The sequence below is a fragment of the Amycolatopsis circi genome, from assembly GCF_003385235.1.
Classification (GTDB): domain Bacteria; phylum Actinomycetota; class Actinomycetes; order Mycobacteriales; family Pseudonocardiaceae; genus Amycolatopsis; species Amycolatopsis circi.
Map to the genome: position 1 here is coordinate 1 of NZ_PQIA01000169.1, position 17,710 is coordinate 17,710.

Annotated in this window: 19 protein-coding genes; 8 read left to right on the top strand and 11 right to left on the bottom strand. The window is 68.2% G+C overall.

The features are described from left to right. Window positions 1-250 precede the first annotated feature (250 nt). Genes paaE through paaZ form a run of 6 tightly spaced genes read right to left on the bottom strand, consistent with a single transcriptional unit; the run spans window position 251 to window position 5,997 of the window. Window positions 251-1,327: a 1,2-phenylacetyl-CoA epoxidase subunit PaaE gene (paaE, locus tag D0D37_RS41275; RefSeq protein WP_116206013.1), complete on the bottom strand. Its 1,077-nt coding sequence runs from the start codon at window positions 1,325-1,327 to the stop codon at window positions 251-253. Continuing rightward, complete coding sequence (gene paaD / locus D0D37_RS41280) at window positions 1,328-1,819, bottom strand: 1,2-phenylacetyl-CoA epoxidase subunit PaaD (protein WP_116206014.1); 492 nt, start codon at window positions 1,817-1,819, stop codon at window positions 1,328-1,330. Then, window positions 1,813-2,670 (bottom strand): 1,2-phenylacetyl-CoA epoxidase subunit PaaC, encoded by an 858-nt coding sequence (gene paaC, locus D0D37_RS41285; protein ID WP_116206015.1) that lies wholly within the window; start codon window positions 2,668-2,670, stop codon window positions 1,813-1,815. The genes paaD and paaC overlap by 7 nt, the downstream gene beginning before the upstream one ends. Window positions 2,671-2,678: 8 nt before the next feature. Beyond that, a complete protein-coding gene (gene paaB, locus D0D37_RS41290) occupies window positions 2,679-2,963 on the bottom strand; it encodes a 1,2-phenylacetyl-CoA epoxidase subunit PaaB (protein ID WP_009073848.1) in 285 nt (94 codons plus the stop codon). Further along, a complete protein-coding gene (gene paaA / locus D0D37_RS41295) occupies window positions 2,960-3,970 on the bottom strand; it encodes a 1,2-phenylacetyl-CoA epoxidase subunit PaaA (RefSeq protein ID WP_167493638.1) in 1,011 nt (336 codons plus the stop codon). The genes paaB and paaA overlap by 4 nt, the downstream gene beginning before the upstream one ends. Then, window positions 3,967-5,997: a phenylacetic acid degradation bifunctional protein PaaZ gene (paaZ, locus tag D0D37_RS41300; protein WP_116206016.1), complete on the bottom strand. Its 2,031-nt coding sequence runs from the start codon at window positions 5,995-5,997 to the stop codon at window positions 3,967-3,969. The genes paaA and paaZ overlap by 4 nt, the downstream gene beginning before the upstream one ends. A 200-nt stretch (window positions 5,998-6,197) precedes the next feature. Here paaZ and paaI point away from each other — a divergent pair, with 200 nt between their 5' ends. The 3 genes from paaI to D0D37_RS41315 are packed head-to-tail and all read left to right on the top strand — an operon-like array spanning window position 6,198 to window position 8,466. Further along, on the top strand, window positions 6,198-6,593 hold the full coding sequence (gene paaI, locus D0D37_RS41305) for a hydroxyphenylacetyl-CoA thioesterase PaaI (RefSeq protein ID WP_208720501.1): 396 nt from the start codon (window positions 6,198-6,200) through the stop codon (window positions 6,591-6,593). After that, window positions 6,590-7,879: a phenylacetate--CoA ligase PaaK gene (paaK, locus tag D0D37_RS41310; protein ID WP_116206017.1), complete on the top strand. Its 1,290-nt coding sequence runs from the start codon at window positions 6,590-6,592 to the stop codon at window positions 7,877-7,879. Before paaI ends, paaK begins: the two co-directional genes overlap by 4 nt. After that, entirely contained in the window at window positions 7,876-8,466 is a 591-nt protein-coding gene (locus D0D37_RS41315; protein WP_116206018.1) for a TetR/AcrR family transcriptional regulator, read from the top strand. Before paaK ends, D0D37_RS41315 begins: the two co-directional genes overlap by 4 nt. 105 nt (window positions 8,467-8,571) lie before the next feature. Here D0D37_RS41315 and D0D37_RS41320 read toward each other — a convergent pair whose 3' ends face one another. Further along, entirely contained in the window at window positions 8,572-9,576 is a 1,005-nt protein-coding gene (locus D0D37_RS41320) for a saccharopine dehydrogenase family protein (protein ID WP_116206019.1), read from the bottom strand. Window positions 9,577-9,648: 72 nt separating this feature from the next. On the opposite strand from D0D37_RS41320, the gene D0D37_RS41325 reads away from it, so the two are divergent. Then, the gene (locus D0D37_RS41325; RefSeq protein ID WP_116206020.1) at window positions 9,649-10,596 is read left to right on the top strand and encodes a GlxA family transcriptional regulator; all 948 of its coding nucleotides are present in this window, start codon (window positions 9,649-9,651) and stop codon (window positions 10,594-10,596) included. A 1-nt stretch (window position 10,597) separates the two neighbouring features. Here the strand turns inward: D0D37_RS41325 and D0D37_RS41330 are convergent, their stop codons facing one another. Further along, window positions 10,598-11,632: an Lrp/AsnC family transcriptional regulator gene (locus tag D0D37_RS41330; RefSeq protein WP_116206021.1), complete on the bottom strand. Its 1,035-nt coding sequence runs from the start codon at window positions 11,630-11,632 to the stop codon at window positions 10,598-10,600. A 119-nt stretch (window positions 11,633-11,751) separates the two neighbouring features. On the opposite strand from D0D37_RS41330, the gene D0D37_RS41335 reads away from it, so the two are divergent. Together D0D37_RS41335 and D0D37_RS41340 are read left to right on the top strand one after the other, a co-directional pair. Next, a complete protein-coding gene (locus D0D37_RS41335) occupies window positions 11,752-12,978 on the top strand; it encodes a M20 metallopeptidase family protein (RefSeq protein WP_116206022.1) in 1,227 nt (408 codons plus the stop codon). Then, window positions 12,975-14,288, top strand: a complete 1,314-nt coding sequence (locus tag D0D37_RS41340) for an MFS transporter (RefSeq protein WP_116206023.1) — start codon at window positions 12,975-12,977, stop codon at window positions 14,286-14,288. The genes D0D37_RS41335 and D0D37_RS41340 overlap by 4 nt, the downstream gene beginning before the upstream one ends. Here D0D37_RS41340 and D0D37_RS41345 read toward each other — a convergent pair. Continuing rightward, complete coding sequence (locus tag D0D37_RS41345) at window positions 14,277-14,636, bottom strand: Rossmann-fold NAD(P)-binding domain-containing protein (protein ID WP_116206024.1); 360 nt, start codon at window positions 14,634-14,636, stop codon at window positions 14,277-14,279. The two genes, D0D37_RS41340 and D0D37_RS41345, sit on opposite strands and share 12 nt — an antisense overlap. 108 nt (window positions 14,637-14,744) lie before the next feature. Here D0D37_RS41345 and D0D37_RS41350 point away from each other — a divergent pair, with 108 nt between their 5' ends. After that, the gene (locus D0D37_RS41350; RefSeq protein WP_116206025.1) at window positions 14,745-15,281 is read left to right on the top strand and encodes a TetR/AcrR family transcriptional regulator C-terminal domain-containing protein; all 537 of its coding nucleotides are present in this window, start codon (window positions 14,745-14,747) and stop codon (window positions 15,279-15,281) included. 60 nt (window positions 15,282-15,341) lie between these two features. Here D0D37_RS41350 and D0D37_RS41355 read toward each other — a convergent pair whose 3' ends face one another. Then, a complete protein-coding gene (locus D0D37_RS41355) occupies window positions 15,342-15,635 on the bottom strand; it encodes a hypothetical protein (protein WP_116206026.1) in 294 nt (97 codons plus the stop codon). Window positions 15,636-15,798: 163 nt separating this feature from the next. Here D0D37_RS41355 and D0D37_RS41360 point away from each other — a divergent pair, with 163 nt between their 5' ends. Then, window positions 15,799-16,422: a TetR/AcrR family transcriptional regulator gene (locus D0D37_RS41360; RefSeq protein WP_116206029.1), complete on the top strand. Its 624-nt coding sequence runs from the start codon at window positions 15,799-15,801 to the stop codon at window positions 16,420-16,422. Here the strand turns inward: D0D37_RS41360 and D0D37_RS41365 are convergent. Further along, window positions 16,371-17,567 carry an MFS transporter gene (locus tag D0D37_RS41365; protein ID WP_244223859.1) on the bottom strand — a complete coding sequence of 399 codons (1,197 nt, stop codon included), beginning with the start codon at window positions 17,565-17,567 and terminating at the stop codon, window positions 16,371-16,373. The two genes, D0D37_RS41360 and D0D37_RS41365, sit on opposite strands and share 52 nt — an antisense overlap. Between the last annotated feature and the right edge of the window lie 143 nt (window positions 17,568-17,710).

Consider the following 17,710-nt stretch of genomic DNA (forward strand, 5'->3'; position numbering starts at 1 on the left):
GCCAGACTGCCATCCACGCAGAGACCACGCAACCAAACCGCAGCCGACGCACCAACACTCGAGGCACCCAGCCCCTCCCCCGCACCCCGATACGAAGCGTCCCTGCGGTCTGGGGGTGCTTGTCAAGGCATCTTTCCCGCCTTGACAAGCACCCCCAGACCGTCAGCACAATCAAGCTTCGGGGTGCCCCACGCAACCAACGGGCGCAATGTCGCCGCCAGGCGACGAGCCCCCCACGAAAGCCGAACCCTCAAGCATCAAAATCAACAGTAACCCGCTCAGAAACCGGATGAGACTGACAAGTCAGCACAAACCCAGCCTCCACCTCAGCCTTCTCCAGCGCAAAATTCCGCCGCATATCAACGGCCCCCTCAGTCACCCGCGCCCGGCAAGTCCCACAAACCCCACCCTTGCAAGCAAAAGGCAAGTCGGGCCGAAACCGCTGCGCCCCATCCAACACAGACGATTCCCGAGGCAGACTCATCGTCGTGGAACGACCGTCAAGAACGAGGGTCACCTCAGACGAAGCACCAACAACAGCAGGATCAACATGCTTAACCGGCTCCGGCGGCACATCGTCCACATAGAACAGTTCCTGATGAACCCGCTCCCCCGGAACCCCCAGCGAACCAAGAAGATCCTGCGCCGAGGTCACCATCCCAAACGGCCCACACAGCCAAAAATGGTCAACATCCTCCACCGGCACAATCGACCCGAACAACGCACTCAGCTTGTCCGCGTCCAACCGCCCAGTGAACAACTCAGCCTCACGAGGCTCCCGAGACAGCACATGCACCAGTTCCAACCGCGCCGGATACCGGTCCTTCAAATCAGCCAGATCATCAGCGAACATCACCGTGTCAGTACGCCGATTCCCATACAGCACAGTCACCGAAGCATCCGGCGTGGCCAGCAGCGAGGCCGCGATCGACAACACCGGTGTAATCCCAGACCCAGCAGCGATCAGCACATGATGCCCACCAGCGGCAAGGTCCGGAGTAAACGACCCAGTAGGCGCGGAAACCTCAACCGTGTCCCCAGGACGAACCTCATTGACCAGCCAAGACGAAAACACCCCGTCCGGCACCAACCGAACCCCGACCCGAGGCCGCTCCCCTGCCGCCGCACAGATCGAATAAGACCGCCGCTCATCGCGACCGTCCACCATCCGCCGCAAGGTAAGCGACTGCCCAGGCGCGAAGGCGTAGGTTTCGGCGAGTTCGGAAGGCACGTCAAACGTGACGGCCACAGCGTCATCGCAAAGCCGCTCGACATCAGCCACCCGCAACGGATGGAACCCGGTACGACGGGAAACGGTGGCAGTCACTCAAATCTCCTTGACGTGTTCGAACGGCTCCCAGCAAGACCGGCACCGCCGCAACGCTTTGCACGCAGTCGCACTGAACCGGGACTGCTCCTCCGTATCCGAAGACCCGCAATGCGGACAAGCCACCCGCCGCACAGAAGGCCCGAGCGACAACGGAATCGGCCCGGCAGCCCGCCTAGGCGCGGTGCCCGGCGGTGCGATCCCAGCCTCGGCAAGCTTCCGCCGCCCGTCCTCACTGATCCAATCCGAAGTCCAAGCCGGTTCCAGCACAGTGCGAATGTCGATCTCGGTATACCCAGCACCACGCAACGCGTGCTCGAGGTCGTCCCGCATAGTGTCCATCGCCGGACAACCGGTATACGTCGGCGTAATCGAAACCGTAACCCGACCGTCCTTTTCGGACACTTCGCGCAACACACCGAGATCCGCGAGCGTCAGCATCGGCAACTCGGGATCAGTGACCGTGGCAGCCACCGCGACCGCGGTCACCACGACGCCCCAGGCATAGCCCGAGCCACACTCTGCAACTCGGCCAGAAGAAAGCCCATCTGTTCAGTGTGGACACCGTCGCGGCCAGTACGACCGGAAACCCCAGCAATGGCACCGGTCTCCGGCCGTTCCAAGGTCCCCGCAGCCAACGCCTGGTCCACAACAGCGTCGAACTCCGGCCGCAACGAAGCAGCATCCACCAGCTCAACCGGATGCGTCGAGAACAACTCCTCGACATACGGCCACACCGCAGCCAGCCCCTCAGCCATCCGCTCGTGCGACAACGGGGTGCCATCACCCAACCGCACCAACCACTGCGCAGCATAATCCCGGTGGTAGGCCAATTCCTTCACACCCTTGGCCGCGATCGCCGCCAGCACCGGGTCCACACTGGACTCCAACTGCTGGAACAAGGCGAGCCGCCAAGTGGAGAACACGAACAGCTGCGCGATCAAATGCCCGAAGTGCCCGCCGCCCAGCTCAGCCAACCGCACGTTCCGGTACTCGTTCTCCGCCCGCAAGAACGCGAACGTGTCCTCAGACCGATCGGTACCATCCGCCTTGCCGGACCGAGCCAGCAGCAACCGCGCCTGGCCGAGCAGATCGAGGCCGATGTTCGCGATCGCGACCTCGTCCTCCAGCTCCGGCGCGTTGCTGACCCACTCCTGCAACCGGTGCGAGAAGATCAACGCGTCGTCGCCCAGCATCAGGCAGTACGCGGCCAGCTGCGCACCGTCCACTCCGGACGGCACCGAAGTGTCCACCCCGGACAGCGGGTCGGCGAATCCAGTGCCGAAAGCCCACCGAGCGTCGTTGTCTTCGGTGATGGCTTCATAGACATTGTCGAAAGACATCCCAGACCTCACATGTGGGGAACGTTGTCGGGAATGTCGTAGAACGTCGGGTGCCGGTACACCTTGTCCCCGCTGGGCGCGAAGAACGGGTCCTTCTCGTCCGGCGACGACGCGGTGATGTCCGAGGCGCGAACGACCCAGATCGACACACCTTCGTTGCGACGCGTGTAGAGATCGCGCGCGTGGTGCAGCGCCATCTCGTCGTCCGCCGCGTGCAGCGAACCCACGTGCACGTGGTTCAGGCCCCGCTTCCCGCGGACGAACACCTCGTACAACGGCCAGTCATGCTTCATGCCGAAACCTCTTTCTGTGCCTTCTGGGGCCGAGCCCCAGACCCCGGCCGGTGGGCAAGCCCCCCTGGACCCCCCAACTGCAGCTTGGCCGCATGTGCTGCCGCGGCTTCCCGAACCCAGGCACCTTCGTCGTGTGCGCGCCGCCGATGTGCGATGCGGTCCGCGTTGCACGGGCCGTTGCCCTTGAGCACGTTCTTGAACTCGTCCCAGTCGACCGCACCGAAGTCGTAGTGCTCGCGCGAAGCGTTCCACTTCAGCTCCGGGTCCGGGAAGGTCACGCCGAGCGCCTCGGCCTGCGGAACGGACATGTCGACAAAGCGCTGCCGCAGCTCGTCGTTGGTGTGCCGCTTGACCTTCCACGCCATCGACTGCGCGGTGTTCGGCGAATCCGCGTCCGGCGGCCCGAACATCATCAGCGACGGCCACCACCAGCGGTTCACTGCCTCCTGCACCATTTCCCGCTGCTGCTCAGTGCCGCGCATCATGGTCATCAGCAGTTCGTAGCCCTGCCGCTGATGGAAGGACTCCTCCTTGCAGATCCGGATCATCGCCCGCGCGTACGGCCCGTACGACGACCGGCACAGCGGCACCTGGTTGCAGATCGCCGCGCCGTCCACCAGCCAGCCGATCACGCCGACGTCGGCGAAGGTCAGCGTCGGGTAGTTGAAGATCGACGAGTACTTCTGCCTGCCGGTGATGAGCTTGTCGGTCAGGTCCGCGCGGTCCGCGCCGAGCGTCGCCGCCGCGGAGTACAGGTACAGCCCGTGACCTGCCTCGTCCTGCACCTTGGCGAGCAGGATCGCCTTGCGCCGCAACGAAGGCGCGCGGGTGATCCAGTTGCCCTCCGGCTGCATGCCGATGATCTCCGAATGCGCGTGCTGCGCGATCTGGCGGATCATCGTCTTGCGGTAGCCCTCGGGAATCCAGTCGCGCGGCTCGATGCGCTGGTCCCGTTCGATGGTGTGCTCGAACAGGGCTTCCAACTCAGGTTCTGCCACAGCGGTCACAGCTGCTCCTTCGAGACGAGAGTGAGCACGTCGTACTTCGCGACCGAGTCGCCGTCCTGGTTGGTGACGTCGGCGTCCCAGCGGACTTCGCCGTACTCCTGGTCGATCCGCGGCGTGATCTGCTTGGCGGTCAAGGTGACCGTCAGCGCGTCGTCGACCTTCACCGGCGTGAGGAAACGCAGGTTCTCCAGGCCGTAGTTCGCCAGCACCGGACCCGGCTCGGGCGAGACGAACAGTCCTGCGGCGAACGAGACGACCAGGTAGCCGTGCGCCACGATGCCGCCGAACAGCGGGTTCGCCGCCGCGGCCGCTTCATCGGTGTGCGCGTAGAAGGTGTCGCCGGTGAAGTCGGCGAAGTGGTCGATGTCGGCGCGCGTGACGGTGCGCGGACCGGCCACCACCGAGTCTCCGACCTTCAACTCGGCCAACGACTTCCGGAACGGGTGGACGTCGTCCTCGGTCCGCGGACCGCCCTCGACCCACCGGCCGGTGACGGCGCCGAGCACCGTCGGGCTGCCCTGCACGGCCGTGCGCTGCATGTGGTGCAGCACGCCGCGTACACCGCCCATTTCCTCGCCGCCGCCCGCGCGACCGGGGCCGCCGTGGACCAGCTGCGGCATCGGCGAACCGTGCCCGGTGGATTCCTTCGCGTCTTCGCTGTCGAGCACGAGCAGGCGGCCGTGGTACGGCGCGACGCCCAGCACGATCTCGCGGGCGAACACCGGATCGCCGGTCACGACCGACCCGGCCAGGCTGCCGCCGCCGCGCGCCGCGAAGTCGATGACCTGCTTGACCGACGTGTAGGGCATCAGCGTGGACACCGGGCCGAACGCCTCGACCTCGTGCGGCTCTGCGCGCTCCGGGTCGGCCTTGAGCAGGATCGGCGAGATGAACGCGCCGGTCGCCTCGTCGCCGTCCACGACGTCGACGTGCTCCGGGTCGCCGAAGACGATGCTGCCCGCGTCGAGCAGCGCCTTCAGCGAACGGCGCACTTCCTCGCGCTGTTCCAGGCTGGCCAGCGCGCCCATCCGCACGCCCTCGGCGTTCGGGTTGCCCACCGTCACCTTGGCGAGCCGGGCGCTGACCGCTTCGGCCACGTCGTCCAGCATTTCCGCCGGAACGAACGCTCGGCGGATCGCGGTGCACTTCTGGCCCGCCTTCACCGTCATCTCGGTGGTCAGCTGCTTGACGAAGAGATCGAACTCCGGCGTCGACGGCCGGGCGTCCGGGGCGAGGATCGAGCAGTTCAGCGAGTCGGCCTCGGCGTTGAACCGCACGGAGTTGCGCACGATCGCCGGGTGCGCGCGCAGCTTCTGCGCGGTGGACGCGGAACCGGTGAACGACACCAGGTCCTGCGCGGTGACGTGGTCGAGCAGGTCGCCGACACTGCCCGCGACGAACTGCACCGTGCCCTCAGGCAGGATGCCGGACTCGACAATCAGCTCCACGAGCCGCGCGGTCAGGTACGCGGTCTGGCTGGCCGGCTTGATCAGGCTCGGCACCCCGGCGAGGAACGCGGGCGCGAACTTCTCCAGCGGACCCCACACCGGGAAGTTGAAGGCGTTGATCTGGACCGCGACGCCCTGCAGCGGAGTAGCGATGTGCTGCGCGACGAACGTGCCGCCGCGGCTCAGCGGCTCGACCGCGCCGTCGACGTACACAGTGTCGTTCGGCAGCTCGCGCTTGCCCTTCGAGCCGTAGCTGAACAGGACGCCGATGCCGCCATCGATGTCGAACTTCGAGTCGCCGAGCGTCGCGCCCGTGCGCGCCGACAGCGCGTACAGCTCTTCGCGGTGCTCACGCAGGTGCGAGGCGAGCGCCTTCAGCAGCGCGGCCCGCTGATGGAACGTCAGCTTCCGCAACGCCGGACCGCCGACAGTGCGGCCGTAGTCGAGCGCCGCGGCGAAGTCGATCCCCTCCGACGAAATCCGGGCCACTTCCTCCCCGGTCGCCGCGTCGTGCAGCGGGGCGCCCTCGCCCGGCGCCGTGTGCCATCCCCCGGAGACGTAGCTGCGGAGCAGAACCATGCCGACCCTCTCGCCGAATTACCAACCGGACGTTCAGTAATTCGCAGGATAGCCGTTCTCCCCGCTGATCGGAACCCCCGCGTTGCTTGACACCGGCGGGGTCGCGGCCTTTACTGGGCTCCGGCCAGGATTACCGGCCGTTCGGTCAGTAAGTCACCATTCCGGAGGACGAACTCGTGATCCGCAACGCCGCGCACACCATGTTCGACACCGACGAGGCGTCCCGCTCGCTCGGCATCGAACTCGTCGAGGCGGCCGACGGCCGGGCGGTGGCCACGATGAAGGTCACCGAGACGATGGTCAACGGACACGACATCGCCCACGGCGGTTACGTGTTCCTGCTCGCCGACACCACTTTCGCCCTCGCCTGCAACACGTACGGGCCGGTCACCGTCGCCGCCGGCGCGGAGATCTCGTTCGTCGCCGCCGGAAAGCTGGGTGACCACCTCGTCGCGACGGCCGCCGAGCGCACCCGCTACGGCCGCAACGGCATCTACGACGTCACGGTGCATCGGGAGACCCCCGGCGGGCCCGAGGTCGTCGCCGAATTCCGCGGCCGCAGCCGCGTCATCGAGAAGACCCGGGAAGCACAGTGACCCCCACGACTGCAGATCTCGCCGAAAACCTCAGCGCCGACGAGCTGGCGTCGCTCCAGCTGGAACGGCTGCAGTGGACCCTGCGGCACGCGTACGAGAACGTCCCGCTGTACCGCAAGAAGTTCGCCGAGGCGGGCGTGCATCCCGACGACTGCCGCGAGCTGGGCGACCTGGCGAAGTTCCCCTTCACCACCAAGGCCGATCTGCGCGACAGCTACCCGTTCGGCATGTTCGCCGTCCCGCAGGACCAGATCCGCCGGCTGCACGCGTCCAGCGGCACCACCGGAAAGCCGACCGTCGTCGGCTACACCGAGGACGACCTCGACACCTGGGCAACCGTGATGGCGCGCTCGATCCACGCGGCGGGCGGACGGCCGGGACACAAGGTGCACGTGGCGTACGGCTACGGCCTGTTCACCGGCGGGCTCGGTGCGCACTACGGCGCGGAAAAGCTTGGCTGCACAGTGATTCCGGCGTCCGGCGGGATGACGACTCGGCAGGTCCAGCTGATCACCGACTTCAAGCCCGAGATCATCATGATCACGCCGTCGTACATGCTGACGCTGCTCGACGAATTCGAGCGCCAGGGCGTGGATCCGCGGGCCAGCTCGCTCAAGGTCGGCATTTTCGGCGCGGAGCCGTGGACCGAGCAGATGCGCAGCGAGATCGAAGAACGGTTCGCGCTGGACGCGGTCGACATCTACGGCCTGTCCGAGGTGATGGGCCCGGGTGTCGCGCAGGAATGCGCGGAAACCAAGGACGGCCTGCACATCTGGGAGGACCACTTCTTCCCCGAGGTGATCGATCCGTTCACCGACCAGGTGCTGCCCGAGGGCGAACGCGGCGAACTGCTGTTCACGTCGCTGACCAAACAGGCGCTGCCGATCATCCGCTACCGCACCCGCGACCTGACCCGCCTGCTGCCCGGCACGGCGCGTCCCGCTTTCCGCCGGATGGAGAAGGTGACCGGCCGCAGCGACGATCTCATCATTTTGCGCGGGGTCAACGTTTTCCCCACGCAGATCGAGGAAATCGTCCTGCGCACCGACGGGTTGAGCCCGCATTTCCAGCTGGTCCGCTCGACCCGCGGCCGCCTGGACCACCTCACCGTGCGCGTCGAGGCCCGCGCGGACACCACTGCCGACGGCCGGACCGCCGCCGCAGCCTTGGTGGCCGCCGGGGTGAAGGACGGCGTCGGGGTAAGCGTTTCGGTGGAGGTCGTGGACCCGGACACGCTGGAGCGCTCGCTCGGTAAAATGCGCCGCGTGCTGGACGAACGCTCGTGACGACCCCCGCCCGCCGCGGCCGGCCCGGCTACGACCTGGAGTCGCTGCTCCAGGTCGCGGTCAAGCTGTTCAACGACCGCGGCTACGACGGGACCAGCATGGAGGACCTGTCGCGCAAGCTCGGCATCACGAAATCCGCGATCTACCACCACGTGCCAAGCAAGGAAGAACTGCTGCGGCTGGCAGTCGGCCGGGCGCTGGACGGCCTGTTCGAGGTCGCGGAATCGACGGAGGCTCTCGACGGGCGGGCGATCGATCGCTTGGAGCATCTGGTGCGCGGAAGTGTGCTGGTGCTGGCGGATCGGCTGCCGTTCGTGACGTTGCTGCTGCGGGTTCGGGGCAACACGAAGGCCGAGCGGGCGGCGTTGGCGCGGCGGCGCGAGTTCGACCATCTGGTGACGGACTTGGTGAAGCAGGCCGAGGCGGAGGGGGATGTCCGACCGGATATCGACCCGGCGATCGCGGCGCGGCTGCTGTTCGGCACGGTGAACTCGCTGATCGAGTGGTACCGGCCGCGACGGGGGTCGTCCCCGGAGGAACTGGCGGACGCGGTGTGCAAGATGGCGTTCGACGGGTTGCGCGCTTGATCCGATGAGCACGATCCGCGCTGTGGACGTCCGTGAGGGGAACCCTGAGGGACTCTGATTCCCTCAGGGTTCCCCTCACGGACCTCTGCGAGCCCACCCCGCGGCTTAGTGCCAGACAGCTTCGAAATCGGCGTCCGGGATCGCCGTCAGGAAGTCAGCGGCGGCGAATGCCTCGCCTGGTGCCAGCGCGCCCGGGCCGAGGTACCGGCCGTCGAGAAGCCGGACGGCGGCCTCGACCAGAAGCGGGGCGGTCGTGGCGTAGATGTCGCGTCCGGTCGCGGTGCCGCGGCGAGTCTGCGCACCGGAGCCGACGGTGACTTCGACGGCGAAGCGTTGCGCCGAGCGTCCGTGCTCGTCGTGGGCCTGCGGGGCCGGGGTGTCCGGGTCGCGGAGGTCGTCGAGCGGGGCCGTGTTCAGCCAAGAACGCAATGTTCCCACCTCGAGATGCCGGTCAATGGTGACGACCTCGGAGAACGGCAGCTCCACAGTGGACTGTGCGCCGATCGGCTCCGGGAAGTCCCATTTGCCGGTCGCCGCCGGGTCGGAGATCGGGGCGAGGACACCGTCCCGGATGACCAGCCGGGTCGCGGTGTTGCGGGCGCCGGTGACCCGGGTTCCCTCCGTGGGCCACCACCGGTCCAGTCCGATGGCGATCTCGACCTCGGCAGCGGACGCCTCCGGACCGAGCACTGCGGTGAGGAGCAAATCGGCCAGCCCGCCGTAGAACGCCATGGCGGGCACTACGACCGTCCCGGCCGAGCGGGCGGACGCGTCGAGTTCGCGGTAGAGCTGCTGGACGGCGGGCTGCTCAGCGGTGACGTCCAGGTAGTGGGTGCCGGTTTCTACGGCTGCCGTCGCGAGCGGGAGCGCGGTGTCCAGGAACGGGCCAGCGCAGTTGATCACCACAGCGACGTCGTCCAGGAGCGCCCGCAAACCTGGCCCGTCTTCGACGCTTGCCGCACGCCGGTCAAGCTCCGCGAACTGCGCGAGCCGCGCGAGACTGCGCCCCGCGACGACCGGGCGAAGGCCGCGTCGCAGCAACTCGTCGACCACGAACTTTCCGGTGTGGCCGCTTGCGCCGTAGACCAGGACCCGCTGGGAATCTGTCATGCCGTCGATTCTGGACACTCTCCCGCGCCGCTGGTGAGTGTCTGAAAGGACGAGTTGCGTACAGTATCGGACATGCCTCGCCTAGTGCTCGTCCTGCATGAGCACGCGATGCTGTACGAGGTCGCGATCGCGGCGGAAGTCTTCGGCGTCGACCGTTCGGACCTCTCCCCCACCGGCGCTTGGTACGACGTCGTCGTGGCCTGCCCGGACCGGTCGCCGCGGCACTGGCTGCCGCAGCTGCCCGCGATCGACGTCTCGGAGATCGGCGAAGCCGCCGCCGACCTGATCGTGGTCCCCTCCACGGATTCCCCCGGCGGGGAGATCGATCCGGCGCTCGCGGCCGCTCTCCGGGAGGCGCACGCGAGCGGGGTCCGGATCGCCGCCCTGTGCACCGGCTCGTTCGTCCTGGCCGAGGCGGGACTGCTGGACGGCCGGATCGCGACCACCCACTGGATGCACGCCGACGAGCTGGCCCGCCGCTATCCGCGCGTGAAAGTGCGCTCCGACGTGCTCTACGTCGACGAGGGCGACATCCTCACCTCGGCGGGCAAGACCGCCGCCCTGGACCTGTGCCTGCACCTGGTGCGCCGAGACCTGGGCGCGGCGGTCGCCAACGACCTCGGCCGCCGCCTGGTCGTCCCGCCGCATCGGCACGGCGGCCAGGCGCAATTCGTGTCCCCGCCGCCGTCCCCGGACGGTTCCGGCCTGGCCCGCACCGCGGAGTGGGCGCGATCCCGGCTGGAGCAACCGCTCACGGTCGTCGACCTCGCGCGCCACGCCGGCCTCAGCTCCCGGCAACTCGCCCGCCGGATGCGCGCCGAATTCGGTTCCGCACCGCTGAACTGGCTGCACCAGCAACGTCTCGCCCGCGCACAGGAACTGCTCGAGCGCACCGATTCCCCGGTCGACCAGATCGCCGCGAGCTGCGGGATGGGCAGCGCCGCCACTCTGCGCCGCCACTTCCGCGACGCGCTCGGCGTCTCGCCGTCCGAGTACCGCGCGACGTTCCGGCTGACCTGAGCTAGGGCGTTTCCTTCCGAGCAGGAGCAGGCATAGTCACCACAAACCCCGTACTCCGCCCCAAATCGTCCAGCAGCCACCCCATCCGCTTGACCGTCCGCAGGATCAGCGCCGAATCCACCACCGACAACGGCGCCAGGTCCTGCTCCAAATGCTCCTGCATCCGCATCGACTCCTCGATCGACCGCATCCACGTGGTCACCAAAAGATTCGCCGGGCCGGGCAAGCTCGCGATCTGGCGCACAGTCGGGTTGGCCCGCAACCGGTCCACGCACGTCGACACATGCGCCACCGGCACCTGGCACCACCAGTTGACCACGACCGGCGACGGCGTAAGTCCCTGCGCGATCTCGCAGCGGAACGTCAGCGCGTCGGCACTCAGCAGGTGTCCGAGCTGGCGACGCACGGTCGACACGGGGCGTCCGGTGATCCGCGCAAGATCCGCAGCGCTGCGTCGGCCATCCTCGCCCAGAGCGATGGTCAGCGGGGCGTAGGGCTCTTCCCACGGCTGCAACTTGGCCAGCCGCCCACCGCCGATGGACGGTAGTTGCGACAGAGCCTGCACGCGCCGCCGGTCGAGCGCGCCTACTCGCCACGAGCTGCCCTCGACGTGCAGCCGCGACGCGAGGTGCGAGCGCGTGTTGAGCACGCCGGGCAGGCTGGGGATCGCGTCCAGCAGCAGAGCGGACAGGTCGCGCAGGCCGAGGCCGAACACTGTCAGCACCACGCTGTACTCGCGCGAAGCCTCCTCGATGCTGGCCACCGAAGGCCAGGTCGACAGCTCCCGGATCAGCTCTCGCACCTGGCCGCTCGCGCAGCGGATCTCCACGTACGCGGCCTGCACCTGATACAGCCCGGGCACGTGCGGATAGGCCGTCACCCAGGCCGCTCCCCCGTCACGCAGCCGTTCCCAGCGCCGCGCCAGCGTCACCGGGGAGGAGTCGAGGGCCGCGGCCAGTTGCGTCCAGGTGGCACGGGGGCGCAGTTGCAGTGCGTGGATGAGCGAAAAGTCTTCCTCCTCCAGTGAGTTGATCATTCTTTCTTCTCCAGAGGGCCATTCTGCGAGCGATTCCGACAACTCTAACCCGATATCGGGCGTCAGTTCGCACACTCGACCACCAAGACGCCGTTCCCCAACGAAGAGGAGCCGAGCCGGTGGACCTCCACGAAGACGCCCGCAGCCAGCAGGACGACCTGGCCCGGCTGCGCCGCGACCTGCATCGCGAGCCTGAGATCGGCCTCGACCTGCCCCGCACCCAGGAACGGGTCCTGCGCGAACTCGACGGGCTCGGACTGGAGGTCTCCACCGGCACCGGCACGACGTCGGTGACCGCGGTGCTTCGCGGTGAAGGTTCGGCCCGGGATTCGGCTCAGCCGCGCACGGTCCTGTTGCGCGCCGACATGGACGCCCTCCCGGTCCAGGAGGCGACTGGGCTCGATTTCGCCGCCACCAACGGCGCGATGCACGCGTGCGGCCACGACCTGCACACCACGTCGCTGGTCGGTGCGGCTCGGTTGCTGCACACGCATCGCGACCGGCTCGACGGCGATGTCGTCCTGATGTTCCAGCCCGGCGAAGAAGGCTGGGACGGCGCGGGCGTGATGCTGAAGGAAGGTGTGCTCGACGCTGCTGGCCGACGCGTGGACGCCGCGTACGGGCTGCACGTCTTCTCGTCCATGCTGCCCAGCGGACAGTTCGCCAGCCGTCCCGGGACGCTGATGTCCGCCTCGCACAAGCTGCTCGTGACCGTGCACGGCGAAGGCGGCCACGGGTCGATGCCGCACCGCGCCAAGGACCCGATCTCCGCTGCGGCAGCGATGATCACCGCGCTGCAGACCATGATCACGCGGCGGCTGGACATCTTCGACCCGGCGGTGCTCACCGTCGGCGTCATCCGCGGCGGCACCAAGCGCAACGTCATCCCCGCGACCGCCGAGTTCGAGGCCACCGTCCGCTGCTTCTCCGACGACACCGCGGCTCTGCTCGACACCACCATCCGCGAGACCATCGACGGTGTCGCGCGGGCGAACGGCGTCACCGCGGATGTCGTGTTCGAGAACGAATATCCAGTGACCGTAACGGATGTCGACGAGACAGCGTTCGGTGCCGAGGTCGTCCGCGAGACGATCGGTGAGCAGTACTACACCGAATTGCCCAACCCGGTCGCCGGTTCCGAGGACTTCTCCCGCGTGCTCGCCGCGGTGCCGGGCACGTTCCTCGGCCTCGGCGCGCTGATGCCGGGCCTCGAACCGCACACCGCGCCGAACAACCACAGTCCGTACGCCGATTTCGACCCGTCCGTGCTGTCTCGCGCCGCCACCGTCTACGCAGAACTCGCCGTCCGCCGTCTCGACCGTTTCGCCGAAGGAGCACTGCGATGACTTCTGTGGTCCCAAACCGTCGCCGCACCCTGTTCGGGCTCGGCGCCGGCAACGCGATGGAATGGTTCGACTGGAATGTCTACGCCACCTTCGCGTCCTTCTTCGCCTCGCAGTTCTTCAACGCGCACAGCGCGGTTTCGGCGCTGCTGAGCACGCTCGCGGTGTTCGCGGTCGGGTTCGCCGCGCGGCCGATCGGCGGCTGGGTCTTCGGCTGGATCGCCGACCGCAAGGGCCGTCAGCTGGCGATGGCGCTGACCGTCGCGATCGCCGCGGCAGGCAGCCTGGTCATCGGCCTTTCCCCCACGTACGGCCAAATCGGCGTGGGGGCGTCGGTGATCCTCGTGGTCGCGCGGCTGGCCCAGGGCCTCGCGCACGGTGGCGAGCTGCCGTCCGCGCAGACCTACATCGCCGAGGTCGCTCCGGCGGCCCGCCGCGGATTGTGGTCGAGCCTGATCTACTTCTCCGGCACCTGCGGTGTGCTCGTCGGCACGCTGCTGGGCGCGGTCCTCTCCGGCGTCTTGACGCACGAGCAGATGCTGTCGTTCGGCTGGCGGATCCCGTTCATTCTCGGCGGCGTCTTCGGGATTTACTCGCTCTACGTGCGGCTTCGCATGCGCGAGACCGAGGTGTTCCAGGCCGCGAAGAAGGACGCGGCGAAGGAGAAGGGCCAGATCTGGCAGACGCTCAAGCAGAACCCGAAGCTGCTCGCGCAGGTCATCGGGCTGACGGTCGGCGCGACGGTCATCTATTACATGTGGGCTGTCGCCGCGCCGTCGTACGCGATCACGGTCCGCGGAGTCGCCCCGACCGGCGCGCTGTGGGCGGGCGTGTTCGCGAACGTCGTCTTCCTGATCGCCTTGCCGTTGTGGGGAATGCTGTCCGACCGCATCGGCCGCAAGCCGGTGCTGTTCATCGCGATCGCGGGCCTGCTCGTGCTGAGCTTCCCGCTGAACGCGATGGTCGGGCACGAGGCTTGGCAGCTGTTCGTGGCGATGTCGATCGCGCTGGTGTTCATGGCCGGGTTCTCGTCCATCGGCCCGGCGGTCTACGCGGAGATCTTCCCGACCCGGATCCGCGCGGTCGGCGTCGGCGTGCCGTACTCGATCGCGGTCGCCGCGTTCGGCGGCACGGCACCGTACTTGCAGACGCTGTTCGCCGGGAACGGGCATCCGTCGCTGTTCATCATCTACGGGATCGTGCTGATGGTGATCAGCGCGCTGGTCGTGTTCACGCTTCCGGAAACCCGTGGCGTGGACCTGCGGGAGAAGACGGAGACGGTCGACCGCACGGTCGCCGGGTCAGAGGCGTAAGGCTGGGTAGGGCTTCAGCGTGATGGCGTTCGCCGAGCGCTGGAGCCCGCCCAGCATCCGCTGTCCGCCTGGCAGATGCGGTATCGCGCGCATAACAGCATTGCGCAGGCGGATGCCGTTCCGGGTCCGCGGGGCGAATCCGCGGGACCCGCCGGGCGGGCGTTTCCGGTTCGCTGCCACGTAATCCCGCATCTCGTCGGCATAGCGGGCGAAAGCCGCTCGCGGGGCGTCCATAGTGGACAGTTCACCGGCGAGGACGTAGGCCCCTACGAGCGCCAGGCTGGTCCCCATGCCGAGCGAACCGCCGAAGGCCGAATCGCCGAGCAGGACCGTGCGGGAATCTCCCATCCCGCACCGGCGAACACGGCGGCCGGGTTTGCTTGCGGCGAAATCGGTTCTGGCGAAGTGAAACCGACCAGGACCCGGCATTCTCCGGAAGTGCCTAGCGGATAGAGCATGACGACCCTGCCGCCGACGCCGTTGCCCGGGCAGGTTGTAGACGACCTCCCAGCCGTCGAGAGCGAGCCGCGTCCGGGCCGGGAAGCACCCGAGGTGGTAGCCCAGATCGCGGACGGATTCAGGACCGAACACCAGCGACCGCACGCCCGATCCGATGCCGTCCGCGCCGACCACGACGTCGAACGTTCGCGCCGGGCCGTCGTTGAAGGTCGCGCGGATCCCATCGGATTCCTCGGCCAGCGCGGTGATTTCGGTGCCGTAGCGGATTTGGACGAGGTCGCTGCGGAGGATTTCGAGATCCGCTACCACTCCGCCGGAATCTCGGAAGCGTGGGCGCGCCAAGACACCGGCCTGACCAACGACGAATGGCTCGACGGCCACGAGGCCGAGTTCCGCCGGATCGGCGAAACCGGCCGCTATCCCGCGCTCGACCGCCTGACGAGCCAGCAGGCCCAGCACAGCCTCGACCAGATCTTCGAATACGGCCTGCGCCTGCTCCTCGACGGCCTCGAACAACGGCTGCAAAGTCCGTGAGGGGAACCCTGAGGGACTCTGAGTCCCTCAGGGTTCCCCTCACGGACTTCTCCGCGCGGGTCAGGTGTCGTCGGGCTGAGTCTCGCCGAGTTGCCACCAGAGAGCCGCGCGCAGCTGTTCGATCAGCGCCTCGTCGTCCTCCTCGCTCGGCTCGGCTCCCAGCGGGATCCACCGCTCCTCCACCAGTTCGCCGTCGTCGTAGCTGCTGATCAGTATCCCCGGATACGACACCGTCAGCTCGTCCTCCGGGCAGCCGGTCGCGCACGGCCGGTCGTCCATCCGGACGTGCCGGTAGTGCAACCGCACCCCGACCCACCGGCCGGGCGGCCGCGGCTGCTGGTCCGTGCCGTTCATCGCCCGCTCCGCTCGCCCCACGTCCCCCGGGCAGAAGGTCGCGGCCGGGGCGGCCGGAGTTACCGGCCGGTTGTTCCGGTTGGGTAACGGCATCCGGTGACAGCGCTCCGCGGGAGTGCGCACCGTGTTGACAACGACCTCGCCCGGCGGCGAGGCTGGCGCGGTGAGCAGCGGACCCCGGCGGCGGCTGGACCCCGCGCAGCGCCGCGCCGAGATCCTCGCCGCGGCCCGGCGGTGCTTCGGCGCGGGCAGCTACTCCTCGGTGTCCACTTCGGACATCGCGGCGGCCGCGGGAGTCGCCCGGCCGCTGATCAACCACTATTTCGGCGGCAAACGCGAGCTGTATCTCGAAGTGGTGCGGCAGATGACGATCGTGCCCGCCCCGGTCGTCGACGCGCTGCCGGACGGCCCGCCCCGGCTGCGGCTGGAGATCGGCATCGACCGGTGGATCGACGTCGTGGAACGCAACCGCGACGCCTGGCTCACGGTGATCGACGCGGCGCACGACCCGGAGGTCGAGCGGATCATGCGGGAGGCGGACGAGATCGCCGCCGACCGCGTGCTCGCCGCCGCCCAGCTGCCCGAGAACGGACATCCGCAGCTGCGGGCGATGATCCGCGCGTACGGCGGGATGCTGCGCGCCGCGTCCCGGGAATGGCTGGTCCGCGGCACGCTGGAGCGGGCCGAGCTGCGTGCGTTCCTGGTGGAGTCGCTGGTGCAGCTGCTGGAAACCACCTATCCGGCCGTGCTGGCGCAGCAGACCTCCGGAACAGGCACCACCGGCTGAACCGCTCGGCGACGGAACGCAGGCAGGATCGTCAGCACCGCGGCCGCGGCCATCGCGGCGCCGAGGACGATCGGTGCGCGCAGGCCGTACGGCTCGATCAGGCTGGCGCCGACGGACGAGCCGAGCATGACCCCGAGCGTGATGAACGACGAGTGCACCGTGTTGACCAGCGGACTGGTGTTTCCGGCCCGCTGCACCCGCACCGCCATCGCCGGGTTCATCGTCACCCCGACCAGCCCGATCGCGAGCATGAACGCCAGCGCGGCCGCGGGCACGCCGGTGAACAGCGCGAAGCCGGTCAGGAAGACCGCACTGAGGATGGTGCCGACGACCAGCGTCGATCCGGTGTGCCGGTCAGCGAGTCGGCCGACGACGCTGTTGCCGACGACCGTCGCCGCGCCGTAGCCGAGCAAGAGCAGCGGGACCGTGTCCGGCGAGAACCCGCTGACCTGGGTCAGGATCGGCGTGAAGAAGCTGAACGCGGAGAACGTCGCGCCGATGATCAGCGTGCTGGAGACGAGCGCGAGAATCAGCCGCGGACGGCGGAAAACGCGCAGGTCCGCGGTCTCCCGCTGGTGCGCCTGCCTGGAATCGGGCACCTGGAACTGAGTGAGCAGCGCGGCCAGCACGGTCAGCAGGGTGATCGTCCACAACGCCGCCCGCCAGCCGAAATGTCCGCCCGCGAAGGTCGCCAGCGGCAGCCCGAGCAGAGTGCCGAGCATCAGGCCGTTCATCGCGACGCCGATCGCCCGGCCGCGCACGCGTTCGTCGACCAGTTGCCCGCACAGGGAAATCGCGATGCCGAAGAAGGCTTGCGACGCGACGCCGCTGATCACGCGCGCGACCACCATCACCGCATACGTCGGCGCGAGCGCGGCCAGCACATTGCCCGCCAAGAACACGGCGAAGATGACCATCAACGCGGTTTTCGGCCGGATGCGCAGCAACGCGAGCGTCAGCACTGGACCGCCGACCGCCATCGCGACGGCGAAGACCGTGATGAGGTAGCCGATCTGCGCGACGTCGACGCCGAGTCCGGCGGCGAGTTGCGGCATCAGCCCGGCGACGGCGAATTCGCTGGTGACCATGGCGAAAATGCCTGCCGCCAGTACGTAGACCGCGGACGGCACTTGGGGCGCGGACATGGAAGACCCTTTCCTGTAACGATCGATTCAAAACACGACCAGCGTTGAGCCGGGAGGGGCGGGGGGGTGTTACGGGCGAAGCGCCCGAGTGGCGGCTTGGACGATGTCGGCCGGCCGTGCCAGCGGCGCGCCGCCTTGAGCGA